General features: G+C 55.6%; 22 protein-coding genes. 18 read left to right on the top strand and 4 right to left on the bottom strand.

The features are described from left to right. Window positions 1-4: 4 nt before the first annotated feature. Window positions 5-2005 (bottom strand): helicase C-terminal domain-containing protein, encoded by a 2001-nt coding sequence (locus HEQ17_RS00300; protein ID WP_296290721.1) that lies wholly within the window; start codon window positions 2003-2005, stop codon window positions 5-7. A 192-nt stretch (window positions 2006-2197) separates the two neighbouring features. Between HEQ17_RS00300 and HEQ17_RS00295 the strand changes: the two genes are divergently transcribed. The 16 genes from HEQ17_RS00295 to HEQ17_RS00220 all read left to right on the top strand — a co-directional run bounded on the left by HEQ17_RS00295 (window position 2198) and on the right by HEQ17_RS00220 (window position 19241). Further along, the gene (locus HEQ17_RS00295) at window positions 2198-2905 is read left to right on the top strand and encodes a transglycosylase SLT domain-containing protein (RefSeq protein WP_296290720.1); all 708 of its coding nucleotides are present in this window, start codon (window positions 2198-2200) and stop codon (window positions 2903-2905) included. A gap of 33 nt (window positions 2906-2938) precedes the next feature. Then, window positions 2939-3757, top strand: a complete 819-nt coding sequence (locus HEQ17_RS00290) for a TcpQ domain-containing protein (protein ID WP_296290719.1) — start codon at window positions 2939-2941, stop codon at window positions 3755-3757. Window positions 3758-3808: 51 nt separating this feature from the next. Further along, window positions 3809-4390 (top strand): hypothetical protein, encoded by a 582-nt coding sequence (locus HEQ17_RS00285; RefSeq protein WP_296290718.1) that lies wholly within the window; start codon window positions 3809-3811, stop codon window positions 4388-4390. 33 nt (window positions 4391-4423) lie between these two features. Then, entirely contained in the window at window positions 4424-5998 is a 1575-nt protein-coding gene (locus tag HEQ17_RS00280) for a hypothetical protein (protein ID WP_296290717.1), read from the top strand. A 692-nt stretch (window positions 5999-6690) separates the two neighbouring features. After that, window positions 6691-7311: a hypothetical protein gene (locus HEQ17_RS00275; RefSeq protein ID WP_296290716.1), complete on the top strand. Its 621-nt coding sequence runs from the start codon at window positions 6691-6693 to the stop codon at window positions 7309-7311. Next, the gene (locus tag HEQ17_RS00270) at window positions 7256-7771 is read left to right on the top strand and encodes a hypothetical protein (protein ID WP_296290715.1); all 516 of its coding nucleotides are present in this window, start codon (window positions 7256-7258) and stop codon (window positions 7769-7771) included. Before HEQ17_RS00275 ends, HEQ17_RS00270 begins: the two co-directional genes overlap by 56 nt. A gap of 350 nt (window positions 7772-8121) precedes the next feature. Further along, window positions 8122-9774, top strand: coding sequence for an ATPase, T2SS/T4P/T4SS family (locus HEQ17_RS00265; protein ID WP_296290714.1), 1653 nt, complete (start codon window positions 8122-8124; stop codon window positions 9772-9774). Next, window positions 9774-11048, top strand: coding sequence for a type II secretion system F family protein (locus HEQ17_RS00260; RefSeq protein WP_296290713.1), 1275 nt, complete (start codon window positions 9774-9776; stop codon window positions 11046-11048). The genes HEQ17_RS00265 and HEQ17_RS00260 overlap by 1 nt, the downstream gene beginning before the upstream one ends. A gap of 82 nt (window positions 11049-11130) precedes the next feature. After that, window positions 11131-11805, top strand: coding sequence for a type II secretion system protein (locus tag HEQ17_RS00255; RefSeq protein ID WP_296290712.1), 675 nt, complete (start codon window positions 11131-11133; stop codon window positions 11803-11805). 118 nt (window positions 11806-11923) lie between these two features. Further along, window positions 11924-12718, top strand: coding sequence for a hypothetical protein (locus HEQ17_RS00250; protein ID WP_296290711.1), 795 nt, complete (start codon window positions 11924-11926; stop codon window positions 12716-12718). A gap of 53 nt (window positions 12719-12771) precedes the next feature. After that, window positions 12772-13857 (top strand): type IV pilus twitching motility protein PilT, encoded by a 1086-nt coding sequence (locus HEQ17_RS00245; RefSeq protein ID WP_296290710.1) that lies wholly within the window; start codon window positions 12772-12774, stop codon window positions 13855-13857. Continuing rightward, complete coding sequence (locus HEQ17_RS00240; RefSeq protein WP_296290709.1) at window positions 13857-14894, top strand: type II secretion system protein; 1038 nt, start codon at window positions 13857-13859, stop codon at window positions 14892-14894. Before HEQ17_RS00245 ends, HEQ17_RS00240 begins: the two co-directional genes overlap by 1 nt. A 94-nt stretch (window positions 14895-14988) precedes the next feature. Then, window positions 14989-15729, top strand: a complete 741-nt coding sequence (locus HEQ17_RS00235; protein WP_296290708.1) for a hypothetical protein — start codon at window positions 14989-14991, stop codon at window positions 15727-15729. Window positions 15730-15761: 32 nt separating this feature from the next. Beyond that, on the top strand, window positions 15762-17564 hold the full coding sequence (locus HEQ17_RS00230; protein WP_296290707.1) for a hypothetical protein: 1803 nt from the start codon (window positions 15762-15764) through the stop codon (window positions 17562-17564). A gap of 38 nt (window positions 17565-17602) precedes the next feature. After that, window positions 17603-18676 (top strand): hypothetical protein, encoded by a 1074-nt coding sequence (locus HEQ17_RS00225; RefSeq protein ID WP_296290706.1) that lies wholly within the window; start codon window positions 17603-17605, stop codon window positions 18674-18676. Between the two features lie 94 nt (window positions 18677-18770). Continuing rightward, the gene (locus tag HEQ17_RS00220; RefSeq protein WP_296290705.1) at window positions 18771-19241 is read left to right on the top strand and encodes a hypothetical protein; all 471 of its coding nucleotides are present in this window, start codon (window positions 18771-18773) and stop codon (window positions 19239-19241) included. Between the two features lie 67 nt (window positions 19242-19308). On the opposite strand, the gene HEQ17_RS00215 is transcribed toward HEQ17_RS00220, so the two are convergent. Next, window positions 19309-19896, bottom strand: coding sequence for a hypothetical protein (locus tag HEQ17_RS00215; RefSeq protein WP_296290704.1), 588 nt, complete (start codon window positions 19894-19896; stop codon window positions 19309-19311). A 153-nt stretch (window positions 19897-20049) separates the two neighbouring features. On the opposite strand from HEQ17_RS00215, the gene HEQ17_RS00210 reads away from it, so the two are divergent. Continuing rightward, entirely contained in the window at window positions 20050-20520 is a 471-nt protein-coding gene (locus HEQ17_RS00210) for a hypothetical protein (protein ID WP_296290703.1), read from the top strand. A gap of 65 nt (window positions 20521-20585) precedes the next feature. On the opposite strand, the gene HEQ17_RS00205 is transcribed toward HEQ17_RS00210, so the two are convergent. Then, on the bottom strand, window positions 20586-21170 hold the full coding sequence (locus HEQ17_RS00205; protein ID WP_296290702.1) for a hypothetical protein: 585 nt from the start codon (window positions 21168-21170) through the stop codon (window positions 20586-20588). 153 nt (window positions 21171-21323) lie between these two features. On the opposite strand from HEQ17_RS00205, the gene HEQ17_RS00200 reads away from it, so the two are divergent. Beyond that, the gene (locus HEQ17_RS00200; protein WP_296290701.1) at window positions 21324-21551 is read left to right on the top strand and encodes a hypothetical protein; all 228 of its coding nucleotides are present in this window, start codon (window positions 21324-21326) and stop codon (window positions 21549-21551) included. On the opposite strand, the gene HEQ17_RS00195 is transcribed toward HEQ17_RS00200, so the two are convergent. Next, window positions 21548-21904: a hypothetical protein gene (locus HEQ17_RS00195; RefSeq protein ID WP_296290700.1), complete on the bottom strand. Its 357-nt coding sequence runs from the start codon at window positions 21902-21904 to the stop codon at window positions 21548-21550. The two genes, HEQ17_RS00200 and HEQ17_RS00195, sit on opposite strands and share 4 nt — an antisense overlap. Window positions 21905-22001 lie beyond the last annotated feature (97 nt).

The raw sequence follows: 22001 nt of genomic DNA, 5'->3' as shown, positions 1-22001 counted from the left end.
TTCTTCAGCTGTGCTGCACGGTGGTAAATGAGGTGCCGTTGACCAGTTGACGCCCATACCGCTTCGTGACCAAGCGTTTATCGAGCACCAACACATCACCGTGGTCGTCCTCTCGCCGCATGAGGCGGCCACAAATCTGAGCCAGCTTTTGCCCAGCTTTGGGCAGCAAGATCATCGTGAAGGGATTCAAACCCTTCTCCTCAAGGTGCTCGCCGTGTGTGGCTGTGATGGGGTCATCCATGTGTGCGAAGGGCAGGCGGGTAATCACCACTCTTGTCAGGTATTTGCCTGGGAGGTCAATTCCTTCGCCAAAGCTGTCCAATCCGAATATCACAGACCGAGCACCGGCATCGATCCGGTTGCAATGCTCGGCAATGATGGCCGATGTTTGCAAGTCACCTTGCAAGAGCACACTTTTGCGGACCAGTGGCTCCAAAGCGTCGTAGCAATCCTGCATCATCTGACGACTCGTAAAGTACACCAAGACGCCCGCATTTTTTTGGTCAGAGATCAAATCACCGAGATACGCCCTTACTCGTTTGGCGTGCGCTGGGTCAGATCCATCCAGAACCATCTTGGGCACTCTGAGTGCAGCACGCGAATAGTCAAATGGCGAGCTCAGGCGCAAGGTGGGCGTGCCATGGCCCAGACCCAACGATCGCAGCACGGGGTCAAATTGGCCCAGGGGCGCAAGTGTGGCGCTGGTGAGTATGCTGTTTTTCGCAACGGGCCATAGGCGAGTCTTGGCAAATCCACTCGCATCAAAAGGCGAGGTCCGCACCTCCACCCCAAAACGCTCACGGGCAAGCCACCGGGCCCTGTTTTCCTCGCTGGTGAAGTCTTCGATGCAAGCCAGTGCGTCGTTGATCTGCCCAAGAACCTTGCCAAACATCATTTCAGCCAACGTGGCCACGCCTGCAATCCTTGTGCTGGTTTCACGCTTGCGAAAGCTTTCCTTAGCTCTGTCAAGCTGGTCACGCAGTCCTGTAATGTCGCCCCCAAGATCCCTCATCAAGGATACAAACTGCGGTGGCGGCTCGCCCAGTGTGAACCTGTGTTGCCGCCCGTCGCCAAGCATGGTCTCCACCGATCTTTCGCACGCCCGCCAAAGTCCTGTAACCCTCTCTTGGGCGAGGTCAACCAATTCCCGGTCTTCGCCGAGCCATGGCAAAAGGTCAACCATGTCTTTGTCCCAGAATGCTGAGAATTGGATGGACTGCGCAAAGGCTGCAATGATTTTGTCCGGGAGGTGATGCGCCTCGTCAAAAACGTAAATTGAATCTGGATTGGCCAACGGGCTGTTAGGAATGTTCGAGATGCATGCCAGCAGGTAGTCGTGGTTGGTCACGATCACACGAGCTGTCTTGATTTCCTCTTGAGCCATGTAATACGGACAATCCTTGAATTGACTGCAATTTCGGCCCGTGCAAGTTGCTGCATTGTTCGCGATTTTCCGCCACTGTGATTGAGGCATCGACACTTCAAGCGTATCTCGTGTGCCGTCCCACAAGCCTCGATCGAACAGTCGTTTTGTCTCCACAAAACTGCGGACCTCTGGTGTCGTTTCGTTGAAAAGGTCGGCAGTTGAGGCGGCTGCGTTTAAGTTGACGTTGCAAACGTGTCGTTCGCGTCCTTTGGCAATGGCTACTTTGACACCGATCACTGTGGCGCCATCTTCGCTCTTGGCTGCTGAAATTGCCTTGAGCGCGTTTGGAATGTCACGCTTGGCAAGCTGATCTTGCAGGCTTGCCGTCGCGGTGGATATCACCAGTATTCGATCCTCCATTGCCGCACTGATGATCCCGGGGATCAGGTATCCCAGGCTTTTACCTGTCCCTGTCGGGGCCTCAATCAGGCCAATGTGCTTCTTGGATATCAAGCCGCTGACGCGCTTGATCATGTCCTTTTGCTGCACCCTTGGACTGAATCCTTTGAATGCATCGCGCATGTTGCTGTACGTCGAAGCGATGAGACTTGTGATCTGTGATGGGTTTTGGTTGGACATTTATGCTTTTGGGTGGTGCTAATTGGAATCACCATGCTCCCACCGTCCAACGGCAAGTCAAATTCGAATGCTGCACCTGGCGCTTAACCTTTGAAAATTTTCGGACCGCCCAAATTTGGGCGGTCGAAAAGTCCTTTAAATCGTGCGTCATTTGCGAATTACAAACGCGCCTTCATGTTTGTAATTGTCTGCATGCGTCTGATCTTCACATCACTCATCCTCTTTTGGATAACCACTGCAAGCTACGCCAGCGACTCGCTTCGCGTTTACGTTTGCGAGTCTGGTCAAGTCAAATATCAAGTTTGGCAGGCCAAGGACGTGAGCACCCATAAACAGCTCCTCCGAACTGGCAACGCCTATTGGCTCGATGGCCGGGTCGATGATGTCACTGCACTTGCGATGTTCGAATCAGCAGGGATTTGGTCTTTTGCTTCGGTGCTCAACCTTTTCGAAAAGCTCAATACCAAAACATCGCCCGATGTGTTGGCCTCAATTTCTTTGACAGAAAGTGGACGCGGTGGCAGACCATGGCCCTGGACCATCAATCACAAAGGCAAAAGCCACTTCTTCGATTCAAAGGAAAAGGCCGTTAAGACTGCTCGCGCCCTGATTTCTCGCGGCGAAACGATTTTCGATGTGGGAATCATGCAAATCAATTGGCACTTCAACTCCAAGCGATTTGCATCGGTTGAATCTGCGTTTGACCCGCTTGTCAATATCGGTGCCGCTGACCAGATCATTCAAGAGCACCTGGGCGGCACCGGAAGTATCAGGGAAGCTGTTGGTCGCTATCACTCCAAAACGCCCACCCTGAAAACCACCTACATCGAGAGAGTGGGGCACCAAGCAAAGCAGATTCTTCGGAGTCCATTCCAGCAACCACGGACTCTGAGTTGCTGATTGCAGCTCCAAAAGCCACAACACATCCACCAAATGTCTTTTATGCCCAAGTTCACTTCAATTTGTCTTTCTGCCGCCGTTTTCATGGGGGCCGTTATGTCCATTTCAGCACAAGCTCAAAACATCGAGCATATTGGCACGCCAAGACTGCATGAGCGGGCCAATCTGTCGATGACGATCAAAGATAGCGCAGACAATTCGCGTCAAGCGAGGCCTCAATCGCTCACTTCGCAGTCAACCATTGCGGGCGTATCGCGTTTCTTGATTCCCACAAGTTGGAGCGGGTTTGCTCAGGACGGGGTTGATACAAACCGTCCCTCAAGCGCTAGATTGACCCAAGACGAGCCATGGGTCAAGGCGCTGGAAGAGTGGCTGTCCAATGAAAAATTGACTGCTCGCCTGGACTGGAATACCAATCGCTTTTACCTCAACGCCGGTCGCGTGGCCCAGGGGCAGGGGGCTGTTGCAGCTCCAGCCACAACCACAGCTCAAGCTCCTGCACGGGCGCCTGCTCCAACGACTCAAGAACAGCCTCCCGCTCAGGCGACAGCACAGCCTGCGCCTTTGCCATCCCAATCTTGGGAGATCGATCTCAAGGACATCCACCTAGGCAACACGTTTGCTCGATGGGGCAAGAAACTTGGCTGGTCTGTCCTGTGGGACGCTCCCAAGCACATCATGATCGAAGCCACCAACATTTTTACGGGCTCGCTGCCAGAAGCCATTGATCAGGTTTTGCGATCGCCCGGCATCGCCGCTGGGGCCTTCCCCCTTGAGGCCTGCATTTACCCAAACACCCCCCCACTCGTTCGCATCACGCTCAAGGGCGAGCAGTCCAATGATTGCAAATAATTTTTGAGCCTTGACTTTGCCGTTTGAATCACCGAATTCAGGAACTTCATCATGAACACCATCTATAAATTTGCCATCGCGGCGGTCTCCACAGCAGCCCTTACTGCTTGCACTTCTGCGCAAGGGTTTGTAGATAAACAACCCGCTTTGCAATCACAATCATCTCCTGCGGTACGAGCGCTCCCAACCACACCAATTCCAATTGGTCCCGATACGGTGGGCACTGCTTCAGCCATGAATGCTCGCCTTGCCGCCCCCACTCCTGCAATTCGCTCCGCTTCTTCGCCATGGATTGGTGGGGCCAAGGTTGTTCAACCCGTTTTGCCTTTGGCCATACAGCCTGGACAGAGGCTGAGTCAGGCGCTTGCGCTTTGGCTCAAAACGCAAGACATCAACTTATCGTGGGAGCCAGCGGGCTCGTTGCCTGGACGAGTGAGAGACGTGGTAATAGAGAGCGCCTGGCTTGCCTCCCAAGCCGCGCTGGAGCCAACGCTATCCGAAGTGCTGGCCCCATTTGGACTGTCTGCGCATGTTTTGCGCCAGGACACCGCCCCCACGCTCGGCAGTTCCGGCACACCGGGCCTACCCCCGACTTCCGTGGTGGTGCGCAACGCCTCCAACTCCCGCCCTTGACCAGCCACACACCAATTCATGAGGCCATACGCTATGACTTTGTCCGACTTTTCCCAAACGCTCCGAATCTCCGCGATTGTTCTTGCGTGCACAGCCGTGCTGGCAGGCTGCACCACCCCAAAAATGCTGCAGACTAACGTCGACGACCGCATGGACAAGATCAAATCTGAACCGTTACCAGCCAACTCGCCGCAAGTGGTTCGAACGCCGGGCAACATGCCACCCGTCGGGCGGTCTTTCGATGCAATGGATGAACGCCAAGCCGTGAGTATGCAGGTGAGCAATGCCAACTTGTATGACCTTGCTGGCAAGCTGACCCAACGCATGGGTTACGGACTAAGCGCCCTCTCATCAGTTGATATCAACAAAACGATCACCATCAATCTCAAAGCGGCCACACCGGCTCAAGCCCTGCGTCAACTGGCGTGGCATGCCGGTTATGTTGCAGTCATCAACGATCAAGACCGCAGCGTCACATTGACGAAAGACGCAACGTTGGTTTTCAAAGTGCCAGCGGATGAGCTTAAAAAATTGCTCAACACCAGCTTTAACTACGGAGGATCACCGGTAGGTGGCTCTTCTGCTGGCGGTGGCGGTGGCGGTGGCGGTGGCGCCGGAGCTGGAGGCGGCGCAAGAGGGGCCTCTTTCGCGCCCGTCGCAGCAGAATTTAAGGTCGAGGGCCAGTACACGAACTCGCCAGCCGCATTTCAGGCATTCATTGAGGAAATTGCGGGCTCGAACGCCAGAGTTCAGGTCTATCTGGAGGCCGGGCTGATTGCCGTCCGCTCCAACGGCCAAGCACTTAAGCGTGTGCATGATTTCCTGTCACGCTACGCCTTTGATGCCCGTCGACAAATCGAAGTAAACGCCCGTGTCGTAGAGGTGTCATTGTCCAACGAGTTCCGCTATGGCATTAAGTGGGACAAGGTACTCAACGCCGCAAGCACTCGCAAATTCGGGCTCAATACCCGCTCTATCGTTGGCACGAGCACCGCCCCCCCTGGCTCGTTCAGTTTTTCTTCGGAATCCGTGACCAGCGTGATTGAGGCGCTCGAAACATTGACCAACGTGGATGTCACCAGCACGCCCAGCATGGTGATCACCAATAACTCCTCTGGCGTTATTTTTGAAGGCACCCAAAAGCCTTTTCTCCCGTCCGTCACATCAACCACAACCGGGTCAGGAACCACCGCCACGACCAGTTTGAGTGGAAGTGGTGCTTACGCCAGCGACGGAATTCAAATGAGTATCCACGCCAACATTTTGGACGATGACAACGCCGTTCTGACGATTGTGCCAAGCGCCGTCACCTTGGGCGAACTCAAAAAACTGCTCGGCGATCAGATCCAAATGTATGAGCAATCGGTGCGCAACGGTGGGCAGCGCATCTCCATCCGCTCGGGCGAAACAGTGGTGATCAGTGGCAACCGCTACACCCGAGGCAACAGCGTTGATCGAGGCATCCCTGGCGTCATCAATGCACCCCTCATCGGCTCCATCGCGAGCGGTCGAAGCAAGGAATCGTCAGCACGTCAGACCGTGATCATCATGAACGCACGAATCCTCCGACCCGATCCGATGGATATTGTGTTCTCGGAGAGCATCTGATGAAGGCGAACCGAAACTTCATGTCCACACTGCGGATGCCCAGTTGGTCTTCCGCCACGGCCAGCAGATCTGCCCCTCCAAGCCTCGCAGTGACAGGTGTTTTCTGTCAAAGCGGAAGCCGCGAAGCTTGGTGGACTCTGACGCCAAATCTGCAACTGGAAAGTTCGCAGCCCGAAGCTGAACCCCTGCCTGGGACCTATATCTCTTTTGCCCCAAAGGACGACCTTTGCCTTTTAATTGACAAAGCGCAGCGCGTTTTGGTCAGAGACATGATTAGCGATGTAGGCGAACCCGTCTTTGCGCTGCGTTACCAACCAACTCAGACCAGCAACAAAGCGGCAGGGAAACACAATGCCTACCAAAACCCCGCAAGCGAGATTGTTCGCCGATTGAAAGGATCTTGGCTGTACGCCACAACGCAAGCCAGATTGAACAATCTACCGAACAGTGTGCAGATGATATCTGGCATAGCGGTACTTAGAGGACTTCTTGCCACTTCGCCGCAGCTGCACACCCTGCAAGCGCCTTTTGTCACGGGTATCTTGTTCGAAAGCGAAGACACTGCAAGTCAAGTTCAAGTGCTTGTGCTCATGGTCTGCTCAGAAAATGGTGAGCTGAGCCAAATGGATTATGTCCCGCTGGCGGGACTTGATCCCGCAACCGCGATACGCTCATTTGTGCAGTCGGTTCGCTTGTCTTCGTCAGGAGAATGGACCCAAGAGCGTACGGCCATTTTTACAGCCGATGAAATCTTGCGTTTGGGCTCGGCCTTGCGCCCATATCCACGCGAGATTGAAGTCCTGGGCATCGCCGTCTCCAAACTTTGGCGCATGGGCTCTGTGGTCAGTTTTGGTGCTTTGGCTTGCACGGGCTCCGCTTTGGCTGCATTGACCTACCTGAACCATAGCGCAACAGCCCAGGAACAGCAAAACAAGATTCAACTGCAAACCCAGCAACAAGCGCTCACCCAGATGCTGGCCACCGACCGCTTGGCAGCCGTACTGGAGCGGCGCAGTGTGAAGGCCGAGGACGCCATCGACAAAGCCAGCGCAGTCTGGCAAGAGGGGGCCAAAGTTGTTGTTGACGGCACGCCCGACATCCTCAAGTTGACTGTCAGCCACAAGGTCCAGGCCTCTGATCAGAGCCCGGATCAGACCCCCCAAGCCTTGGCCAAGGCATTGAGCATCACTCCGCCACAGGGCTGCACTCGGGTGCCACCTGCCATCACGCCCCAAATTAGCGAGTTGTACCTGACCTATGAATGCAAAACATCTGACCCTGATCTGCAGCGCCTCAGCACTGTTGCTCGCTAACTACATGCTGGTTCCCGCCTGGGGCCAACATCAACGGCTGAGCATGGGCAAACAACAAGCTCAAACGGCCAATCAAGCCATGCAAGCACGCATGAGCGTAGCCCAAGCCTTGCCTGTGCGTGCGATGAATCTAAGCGATCGCGCCGTGGCCCTATCTTCGGCCGTGAACGCATGGACCGGCTCCAGCCGTGATTACGGCATCACGCTGACGCAAATTGCAACCCCGCAGTCATCCACGGGGCAAAACGTTGTGGACGTGAGTGCTTTAAGCGAAGTGGACGCCTTGACGGGTCTGCCCGTGCAACGACTGACCCTGAAGGGTCAATACCGGTCTTTGACAGATTTCTTGCGCTATCTGGCGCAAGAGATGAACGCAGAGCAGGCCGTGGCCATAGAGCAACTCAAGCTGTCTGGCGACACGTTTGAGCTGCTGGTGGGCATATACAGCCGGGAGCAGTGAGCTGCCGCAGCCTACACACACAACCCGCACCACACGCTGCACCCACGACCATGCTCAATTTGTTTTCTCCCCCTGCTTTGGCCAAATCTTCATCAGAGACACCGCCTGAAGCGCCAGAAGCTCAGCCGCAAACACTCGTCGTTCTTGAAACTCAGCCGCGAGCAGACGACCCGAAAGCCCCCATAGAGACTCCTCAACCGACAGTGACGGAAACAGCGGGGATCGTGGCAAGCGAGAGCCATCAAAGCCATTTGCAAAGCGATGAACAGTCAAATGACAGCACAACAAACGATGTCCAGATAAGCGCTTTGCGCGATGCGGGTATTTCAGAAAGTCATATCCAGATTGCCTTGCAGCGCCAATCCCTCACGCACGAGCCCCTGACTGAAATCATGCGCTCAGCCGAATACGGCTTCCTTACCCCTGAGGGCGTAGCCCGAGTGCAGGCCAAGATCAGCCAGTGGCCCTACTTCGCACCAGGGCAAATCGACGGCATTGCGACACGAGAGATTCAAAAGATTCTGTCTGAACGCAACGTGCGCATCACCAAGATGGAGCCTCTTCTGCCCGTGGGTGTGCAAAACGGACGGCTACAACTGGCTCTTTGTGAGCCGCGCAACGCCTCCAAAGCGCACCTGCTGTATCCCTATTGGCAGCACGACTTTGTCGTTTGCAGCGAGCGCAGCCTGCAAACCATCTACCGGCGGGCATATGCCCAAAGCGGCAAGGATGCGATGGACCTTTACCGCAAGCTCAAAGTGATCAGCCTTGAGGATGAAGGTGCAGACCGCGTGTTGCGCGAATTCGTCCTTGCATTGATGCGTCACGGCTGCTATCTGGGGGCCAGCGATATCGCCCTGACACCCATGACCAGCAACAGCGGCGGCGTGGTGCGCTACAAGGTGGGCGGCATGGGCACCATTTTCACCTTCTTGGAGGCGAAGATCTGGCAACGCGTGATTGTGCACCTGCTCAACGTTGCAGGCGCGACAGAAAAAGTCAAAGAAGCTCCAGTCGATACCCGTTTTGAGTTCAAAGACACGGACATGGAGCAGTACGGAGAAATCGCCCAGCGCTATGGCTTTCGCATGGAACTTCTGCAACGACGCAAATCAGAAAATCACAGCGTCAGTTGTGTCATGCGTATCCTGGACCAGCAAGCCGAATCAGCAGATCTCGATGCGCTCAATTTTGACGACGAGACGCTGCGCTACCTGCGAGATGTGAAAGAACGAGCGACAGGGCTGATGCTGATCACTGGCCCCACGGGCTCAGGCAAGACCACAACGCTGTACGCATTGCTCAACGAAATCGATCCGGTCGGCCGCTGGATCGAATCCATCGAAAACCCCATCGAATACTCCAAAGGGCTCTGGATTCAGTTTCAAACCGAGACCGGGGGCCCAGAGGCCACGGGGGCTTACAACCTGCTCAAAGGCCTGTTGCGTGCTGCACCAGACGTGATCCTTTTTGGCGAGGTCCGAAAAGGCGATATCGGCAACGAATTGGTCGATGCGGGCAACACCGGTCACTTGGTTTTTACCTCGCTGCACACGAACAGCGCATCGCTAGCCATCTCCAGGTTGCGCGGCTTTGGATTGGACATGACCGCTGTTGCCAGCTTGCTTTTGGGTGTGCTGGCTCAGCGGCTGATCCGCACCTTGTGCCACTGCGCTGTGCCCGACACCCGGATCGAGACCATGACGTTGTTGCAAAACCAACAGTTTTTGAAACGCGGCAACCAAACGCTCAAGCCACACCGCGCCATGGGCTGCATTGAGTGCAACCACACCGGCTACCGGGGGCGAAGAATGATCTATGAGCTGCTCAAGATCTCGCCCTCTGTCAAAGACATGATCGAGCGCGATCACCCGCCCAGCGCCATCGGCAAAGAAGGCATCACCCCCGAATACACCCTGATTGCCAATGCGCTGCGCCTGGTGGCCCAGGGCCTGACCTCCATCGAAGAGGCCAAGAAACTCGGCTCACTGGAGGATAAATGATGAGCACGCCCACGCAAAACATCAACTCCAGCAGCAGCGCTTCCAAGCCCCGTCAAGGGTTTGCCATGTATTGGGACTTCACGGCGCAAGCGTCCAACGCAGGGGGCAAACGCAAGATCCAGGGCATGGTGCAAGCCAGATCGGAGGGCTATGCCTTGGGTCGCGTCAAACGCATGGGCTTCAAGCGGCCCCAGGTGCGCGTCAATGCCATGCAAACCCTCAGTTCCGGTTTTGGCTGGATCGTGCACTCGGACTTTGACCTGCGGGACAAAGCCCGTTTGTATGAAACGCTGGGTAAACGCCTCCAACGCGACGGCTCCTTGCTCGCGGCACTTGATTCCGCACAGGAATACCTGCAGGACGGCCGCCTCAAAGGTGCCGTGGCTATCCTTGCCGCCCAAGTCACTGACGGACAGGCTTTGCATTCAGCCATGCAAACTGCCGGGTTTAGTCTGCGCGACGCGATGGTGGTACGCGCCCTGAGCGAGTCAGGTAACGCCCACCAGGCATTCACGGATCTGGCCGCAGAAGCTCGCACCCGCTACCAGCGCGACACAGCCCTCAGTTCTGCCCTGCGGATGCCGATTTTGATGATGCTCGTGCTCTACCTGGCTCTGCCGGCCTTTTTCTTGGGACTGGGACCAAAAATCATTAAATTTTTCAAACGTCTTGGGACGCAAAACACCAACATACCCGATTCCATCAAGATCATTTACGGACTGGTTGACTGGGTCAACGCCAATGTCCAAATAGCGGCGTTGATTTACATCGCAATGGGACTGGGTGCCATTGCCCTGTGGAAATCCTCCATTTGGTCCACTCTCGCTCTCAAGATCAAAGCGTTCCGAGATCTATCCCTTAAAAGCGAACATGCCTCCATTTGGTCCGTCTACGGCCTGATGTATGCCGCCGGCATCCCAGGCCAAGACATTTGTACAGTTATCAAGCCCGCCACCCAACTCAGATCGACCTCTGAAGCCTTGGCACGCATGAGCAAACGCCTAGCCGCAGGAAGCGATGACCGCGATGCTGTGCAAAGCGCTGGCTTTCCCAAATTCGTGGTGGCTGGCTACCGCGCAGCGCGTGATTCGGGATCTTTGTCCGATGGCCTGAAATCCTTCTCCGCCATGTTGAACGAAGACATCGAGCTTCTCACGGCACAGACCAAAGCCTGGCTTCAGCTTATGTCCCTTGTGATCATGGCTTTCGCGGTGTTGGGGATTTTCTACGTCGTGTACTACCCCATCGCCGGCCCTGTTCTCAACAGCCTCTGAGCGTTCAAAACCTGATCGATCGCATTGATTTTTTTCCCAACTGAAACCACTTATCTCCATTTTTTCTCAAGGAGCAACCACCATGAAACCCCCTCAAATCACCACCCCGCTGAAGCGACGCATGTTTTCGGCAACTTCCCCCATATGCGCCGGCATTACCCAGCCAGCCCAAAAACGGGCCCATAAACAGAAAGGCTTCACGCTCATGGAATTGGCCGTGGTACTGGGCATCATTGCCGTTCTGGCCAGCGTGATCATTGGCAGCTTCAGTGGTGACAGCAGCAAAGCCACCAAGCTGCTGGCGGACATGACCACCATCGGTAACTCGGTCAATCGCGCCAAGATGGAGCTGGGCGGCGTTCCAAGCCGTTTGTCTGTTTTATGGAACCGAACCGATGCTGTGGCAGGCAACATGTTCAACGGCATCACAGCCACCACAACATGGGGCGGCCCCTACGTTGAACGTCAACCTGTCGATGCATCTAACAACATCACGGTGAGCACTGTTGCGGACGCGGCCACCATTTCCATCAACCGGGAAGCTGCCAGCGCTGCCAACGGCGGCAACTACACCTGGGTCTACTTTCTGCGGGCAAGCAACGTTCCCAACCCCATCATCACCGAGTACATCAAAAAGTGTGCAGGGACTGACGCCGTGGCCACCGTCACGTTCGCAAATGGCAAATGCCGCGCAACCTTGGGAACCGGTGCGACCGAATTCGGCACCGTGGACATGAAGATCACAGACTCACGTTGAACGTCGCCTTGAATCAGGAACGCCCATCATGATGTCTCGGACCCAACTCCAACGCTACGCATTGCGCAGCCGAAGCGGATCATCTCGCGTCTCTCAAAGTCACTCAGAGCGAGGGTCTGTGGCCATTGTTGTTGCGGCCATTTTGGGGGCCGTGGCAGTCATGGTGATGTCGTTTTCTTCGCTGGCTGTGCACAAAGCCGCATTTGGGGCAGAAGATCGCATGGCACGCGAGGTGGACGAGGTCCTGCTCCATTTGCAAGCCTGGTACGAGCAACAAGCAGACACGATCGCTGTGTCTGGGATTACACCCTCAGAAACCCAGCTGCAAGCCGCGTTACCTCGCACTTACCCCGGCATGCGCCTGGCCATGTCCACCTCCATGGCCAGCCCCGGCTGTAGTGCAGGCACCATTGGCTGCATCCCGTGGCGCAAGATCGCAGCATGGTATCCAGCCACGCAAGCGCCCGCTGCAACCACACTGCAAGACGGGCTTCCCGTGAGCGAATTCACGGGTGATGCCATCTGGCGCATCTACAGCGCTCAAGGCTGGTATTTTGAGCGCTACGCCCAGACCCAAGCCAAGCTCAATGACACCGCCAGAGCACTGATGAACTTTTTTGTTGGACGCAAAGGGGTGAACCCCGTGTTCAGCCATGACACCAACTTTTGGCGAGCGAGCGACTGCGCTCAGCCCGAGTCAAGCCTGCCTTGTGTGGACGCCTACGCCGCTCTGAGTGGTTCGGGCGTGGCCAATGTGATGGGATTGGCAGCCACCGATGTGACGGCTCCCTTGGGCACAGCTATCGAATTTTCCAATTTGCAAGACAGCTCCACTGTCGCGCCGTTCAGCGTGGCTTTACGGGTGGTCTTGCCATGGGGCGGGCAGATCCGGCAAACGGTGCTCCAGCCCTGAACACTGAACCCGGCGACTTCCCCCTTTTGCACCTCATTTTCTGAACCAACAACATGATCCAGACCAGCTTTCTCCAGACCCTGCTTGACCAGCTCAGCCAGGATGATGTCTCGGACATCCACCTGAGTCCGCATGCTGCCATTTGGCTGCGCAGATCTGGCGATATGGAGCCGCTGCTTGGCAGTGAACACCTCTCCACCCCCGCCGAAATCACTTCGTGGCTCTCAGCGGTGCGCTACCAGTCCAGCACGCTGTATGAGCTGATAGCGGCCAAAGGCGGGCAAGACGACTTTGCGATCAACTTAGGCGAGTTGCGCGTGCGCATGCATGTCTACATCAGCTCCGGTGAGGTCAACGTGGCCGTCAGGAAGCTGGCCTTCCATATCCCGCCCTTGCCGTCGTTGGGCTTGCCCGCAGGTGTCAACAAGTTGCTGGACCACCCCACGGGCCTGGTTCTGGTCGTCGGCGGTACAGGATCGGGCAAAACGACCACCCTTGCAAGCTGCCTTGACCAGATCAATGCAAGCCTGTCCGGGCACATCATCACCCTCGAAGACCCAATTGAGTACCTTCACAAGGACAAACGCTGCCGCGTACGCCAGCGCCAAGTCGGCGAAGGTCATGACTGCCTCAGCTTTGCGGGGGGAGTCGTGGCCGCGATGCGCGAAGACCCGGACATCATCATGGTCGGCGAAGTGCGCGATCAGCAAACCATGCAAGCATGCCTCGCTGCTGCGCAGACTGGTCACTTCGTAGTGGCCACGTTGCACACCAATAGCTCGACCGAGGCCATTGAGCGCGTTCTCGCCTTTTATTCGGAAAAAGAACGAGATTTGGCCAGGTCCGTGCTCTCTTCGACCTTGCGCGGCGTCATTGCGCAACGCCTTATCAAAGCCAACGCAGGCGGGCGCGTGCTGGCCGCCGAGTTGCTCTTATGCACTCCAGCGATCCGGTCCAATATCGCCACCGGCCAATTGATCTCGATCGAACAGAGCATGGAGACAGGTCGCTCGGAAGGGCAAATCACCATGAACTTCAGCTTACAGAAGCTGTTCGAGAGTGGTCTGATCAGCCGTGATGCAGCTTTGACTGCCAGCTCCAAGCGCGACTACCTCGAAAAAAGACTGGGAGGCTCTTGATGGACCCGACGATCAAACACACGACAAAGCGAGGCCAAATACGCCGCAAGCTATTTAACCAACGGGCAAGTCAAAAAAGCAAACAAAAGGGCTTTAGCCTGCCTGAAATGATGGTCGCCATTGTTTTGGCCGCGCTGTTCTTGAATACGATTGCGGAGGCCTTGACCCCGGCTCTGGCGTTTTTTGGGAAACAAGACACCACAGCCAAATTGGCTGATTTGCGCCTGGCCATCGAAAGCGCTTACAAAGAAGACTCCAGACTGGTGGACGCTGTGCCCAATGCCGTGTTCACGGTCGCGGGCGGTGCCATCAATCCAGTAGTGCCGAATGCTACCGGCCGCTGCGAAACTTCTGCCAACGTATTCAACCCCATTGCCCGCTATTTGCCCAGCTCGGCCAGCGTTAGCGCGATGGACGGTTTTGGTCAAGGGATGTGCGTCTACATCACCACGCGCCAGTCCTGGACGATCAACGGCTTGACCTACCCGTACCACACCATTGCCGTGGTCTCACCTGGATATGACGGCGCAGTCGATGCCAACACGGCTTTGAGCGCGGTCGGCGTCCTCACCCTTGGGGGCGATGACAGAGGCATCGTCATTGACGGCCGCAAGGTCGTTGGAGACCTAGTGGAAACGGCCATGGGACAGATTAACCGAGCAAGCACTGCACTGGCCAGTTATTTCATGACCAGGTATCAAAGCAACGCCTCGCGGGATATGGGGGTGAATTACTTTGCACGCACGAACCGAGCAGGCACCGCGAGCGCCGAGTTCGACAGCGCAGGCTCCATGCCCAACACAGGCGGCGCAGCCGTGGCCATTACGAACAACTCGGCGCACACAGTGCTGGGCTTGTCTGTAGCCGATGTGACCGACCCTTGGGGCGGCACGCTTCGGCTGGACAACAGCTCCGATGCTGTGCGCAACCCAGAAAACAGCACCGTCTCGATGCGATCGCCCGGCTATACCGCACGAATCAGCACCACCCTGCCCAACGGAGGGACTCTGGAGCGCACGGTGGTCGGGGCCTATTGATTCCGCGCCCCGCACCTTGATCCTTTGCCCCAAATCCTTTCACTGATAACACCATCAACCCAACCTGTCCACTTTTTACTCCAGGAGAACCACCATGAAACCCTCTGCCCACCTCACTTCATCCATCTTGAGTATTGCCTTGACTTCCCTTTTGGTTACCCCACAAGCACGGGCACAAACCATCGCCCCGGGCGCTTCGCAGCACAGCAACATTGAGGCAACCCAGGCAGCGATAAACCCCATGACTGGACGACCATTGTCCGAAGAAGATCTTCACCGCCAACTGAACAAATCCAAGCTGCTCACCCAACTTGGCCAAGAGCAAGTCAAGCAAGCTCAAAACGCCGCAGACTTGGTGTTGGCCAACCTGCGCGCCGAGTCAGAAAAAACCAGGGCAAGAGCCGAATCCATCGCGCAGATGACAGTTTCAGGTCAATCTAAGTCGGGCAATGTGACTGTGATCAAGCCCGTGTCAATTTCGCCCGGCACGACACCTCCAACATCCACATCAAGACCACCAGCAATCGGCAATGCAACGCCAAGCAACCCTCCAAACCCAACATCATGGAGCTCCGCATCGGCCGATTCCTTGCCTGTAACAAAAGCCAGCGGAACGATTCGAATTGGAGACGAGACCCTCGACGTAGCCGCCAGCACGCCAGCAGCAGGTCATGTCCAGGTGCAGTGGGTGGACTCACAAATCCGCCAAGTCGCACGCGCAGGCTCTCCACTGACACCCATCCAAGTACAACCGGCCACCGGCGTGCTGGGCATCCCTGCCATTCCTGGCCTCATGCCCGGCGCAATGCCACCAAGCCTGAGCAAACCCCAGTAATCCCATCACCACCTCATTGAAAGAGTTGCACCATGAATTTGCTCCAATGCCACGACGGCACCCAGCAGGACATCAGCACAGGCAACAGCGGTGACTTTTATGAGTTTTTTGTGTCCTGGCGCGGTCTGACGATATGTCTCCTTTTCACGCTCATTAGCGCCCTGACTCCTTCTGCCGCACACGCCCAAAGCGCACGCACTCTAGGTTTACGTGCGACTCAGACAGTTACTGGCCTGAGCACCCCTACAAGCGCACTCACCTCGGAGAACGTGGCGGTCAACTTTGGGGGAAGTAGGCCTGCAGCGGTCAACGCCAGACAGCAGCAAAAAGTAGCCGATGTCCGACCTATGGCTGTCACTGTGCGCGAATACGGCGCGGGCACCATGAGCAAGGCAGAAATTGTGACAGCCGCCAAAGCCATCATGTCGCCCGCCAAAGCCAATCAGATCGCCACCGTCATCAAAAGTGTGATGGCTCAAGGCAAAGTGGGCTCAGGCGTGTTTATCTACGAGCAGCAAGTCAGGCCCAAGGGAGTTACCCGCGACATGAAGCTGGCTTGGGGGGTGACCGTCACTGAAACGGGGCACGTCTTTGCCGGCGACCCCAAAGTCGTTGACTCTGACCCCACCACGGTCTACATGCTCTACACCTCCTTGGCCGCAGAAACGGGCCTGCCACAGACATGGACGTATGCTGATGCCGGCGTATTAAAGTGGCAACTCAGAAAGCGCGACGGCACCGCAGCCACGGCGTGGCAATCCATCTACACCGGAGGTGCATTCGATGAATCTTCCGTTGACAGTGAATTCAAGATCAACTGCCTGGCCAACAAGTTGACCTCTGGGTGCCCGAACGCGTACGTTGACGCCAAAACCCTTATGAAAGAGACCGAGTCCATCGCGGCCATAATCGACTATGTGCGCAAAGTGACTCCGGCATATTCCGAGTCTCAAGACCCATCATCGGGCGAGACCATTTATCAGCCGCAAATGGCGGTCAGCTATGACAGGCGCGAGTATCACCGGACCGGCTGCAGTGCAGGAAGCTTCCGAAATGTCGGCAGACGCGGCTACACCCTGAAGACCACGGTAGATCGTTACCAGATGACGGAATCTGAATCAACGGCCACCCTGGTGAACCGCTTTGAGGGGACCAGCCTTTCTCCCACAGAAAACTTTGACTTGAGTAAAACACTGGTCGTGGCCAGCCAGTCGCTGTCCAACCAGGTGATCGACAGTTTTTCCAATGAATTGGTGCCATCGTCCAGCGTGCTAGGTCTTCAATACCTGGCGCCGGTCACCACAACCAGCACATCCACCGGCGCAAACAATCTGCAGCTGGAATCTACACAAAGCGACATGGCGATGAGCTGGGTGCCGGGAGGTAACGGCACATACAGTCTATATCTGGGCACTATTGCTGACAACTATTGGGGCTGGGGATGGGGCAGGACGTATGACCGCTCCATGTCGTTCAACATCAGCAACAAAGACTGGTATACCAACTTCACTCTGGCAGGCGTTTGGTTTGAGGATTGGCTTCTAGTCCAGGTAAACGGCGTAACGGTTTATGTGGGCCCATACGGAGGCGACAGGCTTGAAGTTATCGATCGCGGATATGACGGCGAAAGCGACTGGTACTATAGTGTCGGCGTTCAAGTTTACGAGCATTTCCGTTGGCATGTCGAAACGAGGGGCGATTGGTCTTTTGGTTTGAATGTGGATCTGCGCCCTTATTTGCGTTCGGGCCAAAACACCATCTTCATGCGCACGGTCGTTGCCGGATGGGGTGAAGGCGCGATCCGCATCGATGCCACCTCTTGTCTGACCGACTGACCCCTGGCAGCGTGATGCTAGACCCCAAAAGGAAGATCATGAAAACCCCTCTCTTTAACTTTTCTCGCGCCTTCAAAAAAGTGGTTTGCACACTGCTGGCCAACACCATTGTGTTAACCACCCTCAGCACACCACTACAACAAGCACAAGCTGCACCGAATCAGTACACCCCTACCTTCCGCAACGAATGCTCTGTGATCGACTGCGCATTTCAATATCCTGTTCCCGTGGACCAGTGGCAAGAGGTGGCCACGATTTTTAACCCGCAGGGTCACAGGGGTAAGGTCGATGGGCGTGAATACTACGCCGGGGAGCAGTGGATGGCTTTGGGCCAGCACGCTGCTGGCGTCTTAGGCTTGTCCAGCGCCGAGGTCGGCCTCAAAGCTTGGGTGCAGCCCACGATTCAACCTCACCCCTGGGTTGTGGCCAGATTCTTGCCCGAGCGCGGCGAGTTGCGCATCAACATCATCAAGAACCACAAGTTCCCCGACGGGACACAAAAAGTCCTCGTCACCGACTACACCCCCCAGCACGGGCGCTGGCACGTGGTGCGGCGCATGTTCCGCGACAAAGGGGAAAACTGGAGTCCCTACACCCGGGGGATTGATCCGTTTTACCCCAAGCACTCGGGAGCACCCTCTGATCCCACGTTCTACAACATGAACATTGCCGCCGCGCAGGTGGCCGTTGGCCAGGCCATGATGCACCATCAAGCCCCCTATGCATTCTTTGTGGAGACTTCGCTGCGCCTGGATCAACGCCAGTCCACCAGTGGTAACTTGCTCAGAAAGAAAATCAACACCTACCACCGTGGGCTACGCAAGGCCCAAGGTTTACCTGGCCGCACCCTTGTCGATGTCCACGCAGCGCAACAGCGTTACCCCTTCAATGATGGCTGTGGTTTGCCCCCGGACCACGACGTGCACACACCCGGATCAACTGGCCTTTGCAGGCTTTGTGTTGGAGCATCTAGAGGGGGGCAACATTCCCAATATCGAAGAGGAGATCTATCGCAACGTCGAGTCCAAGAGCAGCTGGACAGGCGTAGCATTTATGCTGGTGACGGCTGCCCTGACCTGGGGTACGGGAGCGATGATTGCGGGGACGGGTAGCTGGGGAGTTGCCGGAGGGCAAATTGTTGGTCTTTCATCTGGGCTTGCAGGTGTAGCGCCTATTGCCGGAACAACCATCGCAGCCGGTGCCGGCATGGGCTACGCCACCATCAACAGCATGCTCCAAGGTGGCCCCCTGTCCAGTACTCAGCAAAACTGGCTGGGCCAGATGGGCATGACCCCTGAACAAGTGAGCATGGGGGTGAGCAATGGGTCTTACTGCAACAACGCCCACTGCACAGGCTTGTATGCAGCCGCTTCGGCCAAGCATATCCAGTCTGGCAATCCTGGCACACCGGAGTCAGGCAACAACTTTCAAGGCACACGCCAGCTCATCGAGGGCAACTGCCCGGTCACTTTGACCCGGGCGCAATGCCTCGCACAAGGACTTGAGCCAGGTGGCACACCCCGTGCGGACACACACCCCAACATTGCTTACAACGCCAAGGACTTTACTCGCAAGCGTCAGGCGTGTATCAATGCAGGCTTTGGCAGCGATCAGAAGACCTTGTATAACTGCATGGCCACAGCTTATTTCACCGACGAGTCTGACAGCCCCGATTGAGCCGGGCAAGCGCTCCAAAACAAAGGGCCGCTATTGCGGCCCTTTGTGATCGACATGAAGATTCAGATCATTCCTTGGCGAACTTCTGATCTCGCCAGTTCCAGCCATCGCAGACGGCACCACCACCTTTGAAGGCTGTGGTGGCGCCCTTACCACCATCCCAATAGCAGCCCGATTCTCTGGTCGCGTCCTTGGCTTTGCGGGCGATGCGCTTGACTAAATCAGGACGAATTTTCCTTCCCTCAATGGACGTATCCATGCTGAACTCCAAAACATCATCTTCTTCAATAATCAAGTCTATAGGAGCAAAAGCCCTTGCAGCCTTGATGCCCTTCGCCCCCCACACCTTTGTGTGGTAAACGATAGGCACAAATTGCCATTTCTCCATGTTTCCGCAAACGTGCTTCTTCAACCACTCATTCGCAGAGGCGGCAATTACATCAGGTTGAATTTGTTGCCCACAGTTTTCTCGAAAGTCCTTGTAATCGGTCAGCTCATGAAGTTTTCTAGGTTTACCAGCTACGACTCCATACAAAGACTGTTCACCGGGTGAATGCATAGAAAGCATGTCGTTTGGCGTTAACGTTGCACACCCCCCCAACCCCAACAAAGCAGCGGTGGACACGAGCAGTGCAAAAGTGCGTAAAGTTTTCATGATAATTCTCCTAAGTGATTACATTGTCTCGGCTTTCTTGGCCTTAAATATAAGATACCACGGGGAATGAACGGGTCAAGTTGCAACGCTGGTTTCCTTGCCCTTGTTGGTGCAAATGCCATCGCCGGAACTACCATCGCAGCCGGTGCCGGCATGGGCTACGCCACGATCAACGGCATGCTCCAAGGTGGCCCCCTGTCCAGTACTCAGCAAAATTGGCTCGGGCAGATGGGAATGACACCTGAGCAAGTGAGCATGGGCGTGAGCGATGGCTCGTATTGCAACAATGCCCACTGCACAGGCTTGTATGCAGCCGCTTCGGCCAAGCATATCCAGTCTGGCAATCCTGGCACACCGGAGTCAGGCAACAACTTTCAAGGCACACGCCAGCTCATCGAGGGCAACTGCCCGGTCACTTTGACCCGGGCGCAATGCCTCGCACAAGGACTTGAGCCAGGTGGCACACCCCGTGCGGACACACACCCCAACATTGCTTACAACGCCAAGGACTTTACTCGCAAGCGTCAGGCGTGTATCAATGCAGGCTTTGGCCGCGATCAGAAGACCTTGTATAACTGCATGGCCACGGCTTACTTCACCGACGAGTCTGACAGCCCCGATTGAGCCGACAGGGCACCAACACAAAGGGCCGCTATTGCGGCCCTTTGTGATCGACATGAAGATTCAGATCATTCCTTGGCGAACTTCTGATCGCGCCAGTTCCAGCCATCGCAGACGGCACCACCGCCAATGAATGCTGTGGTGGCACCTTTTCCGCCATCCCACCAGCAACCGGATTCTTTGGTGGCGTCTTTGGCTTTTCGGGCGACACGTTTGACGATTCCGGGCCGCGTTATTAGACCCTCTGCTGAAATATGCAAACTCAATTCAAGAATATCATCCGTATCAATTTTCCAATTCGCTGGTGCATACGCTGTTGTAGACTTTAAGCCTTCCATTCCCCACACTTTGGTTTGGTAAACGCCAGCGACAATTTGCCATTTACTGATATCTGGACAAATATTATCCGCAGTCCAAGTATTTACCGATGGCGCCATGATTTCACTTAGCACCTGCTTTCCACAATGCGTTTGAAAATCTTTGACGTCTGTTAATTTTTTCGGCTGTCCTGGCACAACTACAGTACAGCTTTTGTTCGCCCGTCCCAAATTGAGCAAGCATGTCCTTGGGCTGTGTATGAAGTCAGCACACCCCCCCAACCCCAACAAAGCAGCGGTGGACACGAGCAGTGCAAAAGTGCGTAAAGTTTTCATGATAATTCTCCTAAGTGATTACATTGTCTCGGCTTTCTTGGCCTTAAATATAAGATACCACGGGGAATGAACGGGTCAAGTTGCAACGCTGGTTTCCTTGCCCTTGTTGGTGCAAATGCCATCGCCGGAACTACCATCGCAGCCGGTGCCGGCATGGGCTACGCCACCATCAATGGCATGCTCCAAGGTGGCCCCTTGTCAAGCGTTCAACAAAACTGGCTCGGTCAGATGGGCATGACCCCTGAGCAAGTGAGCATGGGCGTGAGCGATGGCTCGTATTGCAACAATGCCCAAAGCCCCTTAATTTTTTGCTGGAGGTCTGTCTTGCTCTATATACTGCACGGCTACGGGCGCTGGCGCTCTGCTGCAGGAATCGTTTAAGCATGTTGTCCTTCGATGAACACCCTTGCGGCTGCGCTCACAATGGATGGCGTGCGTTGCTTGTGCAAAGACACCCACATGGCTTGCTGCCCCTCAATTTCGCGTGCGAGCTTATCAAGCAGGCGCTGGCGCGGCCTGTGAATACAGAAGGAGCTTGAAATGACGATCCAAAAAACATCCCCATTGGCACTTACGTCTTTGAACGTGGCGGCCTGACTAGCAGCCCGGCAGAGGGTGCCGAGCCTGTTGATCACTTTGACTTTTGCCCGAACTGTGAGTGCGAAGTTCCAGTCGATGAACAGAACGTCTGTATGTACTGCTTCAAAGACATCCCTGACACTGGTGAGTAACAACTCAAAAAAGTCGCAGGGTCAACAGTGGCTTCACAAGCTTCAAGTAAGCCGAAGGGTTTGCACGAAACCGCCTTCGACGAGAAATCTCGATCAAACA

The sequence above is a fragment of the Limnohabitans sp. genome (assembly GCF_023910625.1).
Taxonomy (GTDB): domain Bacteria; phylum Pseudomonadota; class Gammaproteobacteria; order Burkholderiales; family Burkholderiaceae_C; genus Limnohabitans_A.
Note: the sequence above shows the minus strand (reverse complement) of the source record. Positions and strands in the feature narration are given on the sequence as shown.

Bases quoted from the DNA above. Each gene is read 5' to 3' on its own strand.
- HEQ17_RS00300 (WP_296290721.1), bottom strand. From the start codon at position 2,005: ATGTCCAACCAAAACCCATCACAGATCACAAGTCTCATCGCTTCGACG.
- HEQ17_RS00295 (WP_296290720.1), top strand. From the start codon at position 2,198: ATGCGTCTGATCTTCACATCACTCATCCTCTTTTGGATAACCACTGCA.
- HEQ17_RS00290 (WP_296290719.1), top strand. From the start codon at position 2,939: ATGTCTTTTATGCCCAAGTTCACTTCAATTTGTCTTTCTGCCGCCGTT.
- HEQ17_RS00285 (WP_296290718.1), top strand. From the start codon at position 3,809: ATGAACACCATCTATAAATTTGCCATCGCGGCGGTCTCCACAGCAGCC.
- HEQ17_RS00280 (WP_296290717.1), top strand. From the start codon at position 4,424: ATGACTTTGTCCGACTTTTCCCAAACGCTCCGAATCTCCGCGATTGTT.
- HEQ17_RS00270 (WP_296290715.1), top strand. From the start codon at position 7,256: ATGAATGCAAAACATCTGACCCTGATCTGCAGCGCCTCAGCACTGTTG.
- HEQ17_RS00260 (WP_296290713.1), top strand. From the start codon at position 9,774: ATGAGCACGCCCACGCAAAACATCAACTCCAGCAGCAGCGCTTCCAAG.
- HEQ17_RS00255 (WP_296290712.1), top strand. From the start codon at position 11,131: ATGAAACCCCCTCAAATCACCACCCCGCTGAAGCGACGCATGTTTTCG.
- HEQ17_RS00245 (WP_296290710.1), top strand. From the start codon at position 12,772: ATGATCCAGACCAGCTTTCTCCAGACCCTGCTTGACCAGCTCAGCCAG.
- HEQ17_RS00240 (WP_296290709.1), top strand. From the start codon at position 13,857: ATGGACCCGACGATCAAACACACGACAAAGCGAGGCCAAATACGCCGC.
- HEQ17_RS00235 (WP_296290708.1), top strand. From the start codon at position 14,989: ATGAAACCCTCTGCCCACCTCACTTCATCCATCTTGAGTATTGCCTTG.
- HEQ17_RS00230 (WP_296290707.1), top strand. From the start codon at position 15,762: ATGAATTTGCTCCAATGCCACGACGGCACCCAGCAGGACATCAGCACA.
- HEQ17_RS00225 (WP_296290706.1), top strand. From the start codon at position 17,603: ATGAAAACCCCTCTCTTTAACTTTTCTCGCGCCTTCAAAAAAGTGGTT.
- HEQ17_RS00220 (WP_296290705.1), top strand. From the start codon at position 18,771: ATGGGCTACGCCACCATCAACAGCATGCTCCAAGGTGGCCCCCTGTCC.
- HEQ17_RS00215 (WP_296290704.1), bottom strand. From the start codon at position 19,896: ATGAAAACTTTACGCACTTTTGCACTGCTCGTGTCCACCGCTGCTTTG.
- HEQ17_RS00210 (WP_296290703.1), top strand. From the start codon at position 20,050: ATGGGCTACGCCACGATCAACGGCATGCTCCAAGGTGGCCCCCTGTCC.
- HEQ17_RS00205 (WP_296290702.1), bottom strand. From the start codon at position 21,170: ATGAAAACTTTACGCACTTTTGCACTGCTCGTGTCCACCGCTGCTTTG.
- HEQ17_RS00200 (WP_296290701.1), top strand. From the start codon at position 21,324: ATGGGCTACGCCACCATCAATGGCATGCTCCAAGGTGGCCCCTTGTCA.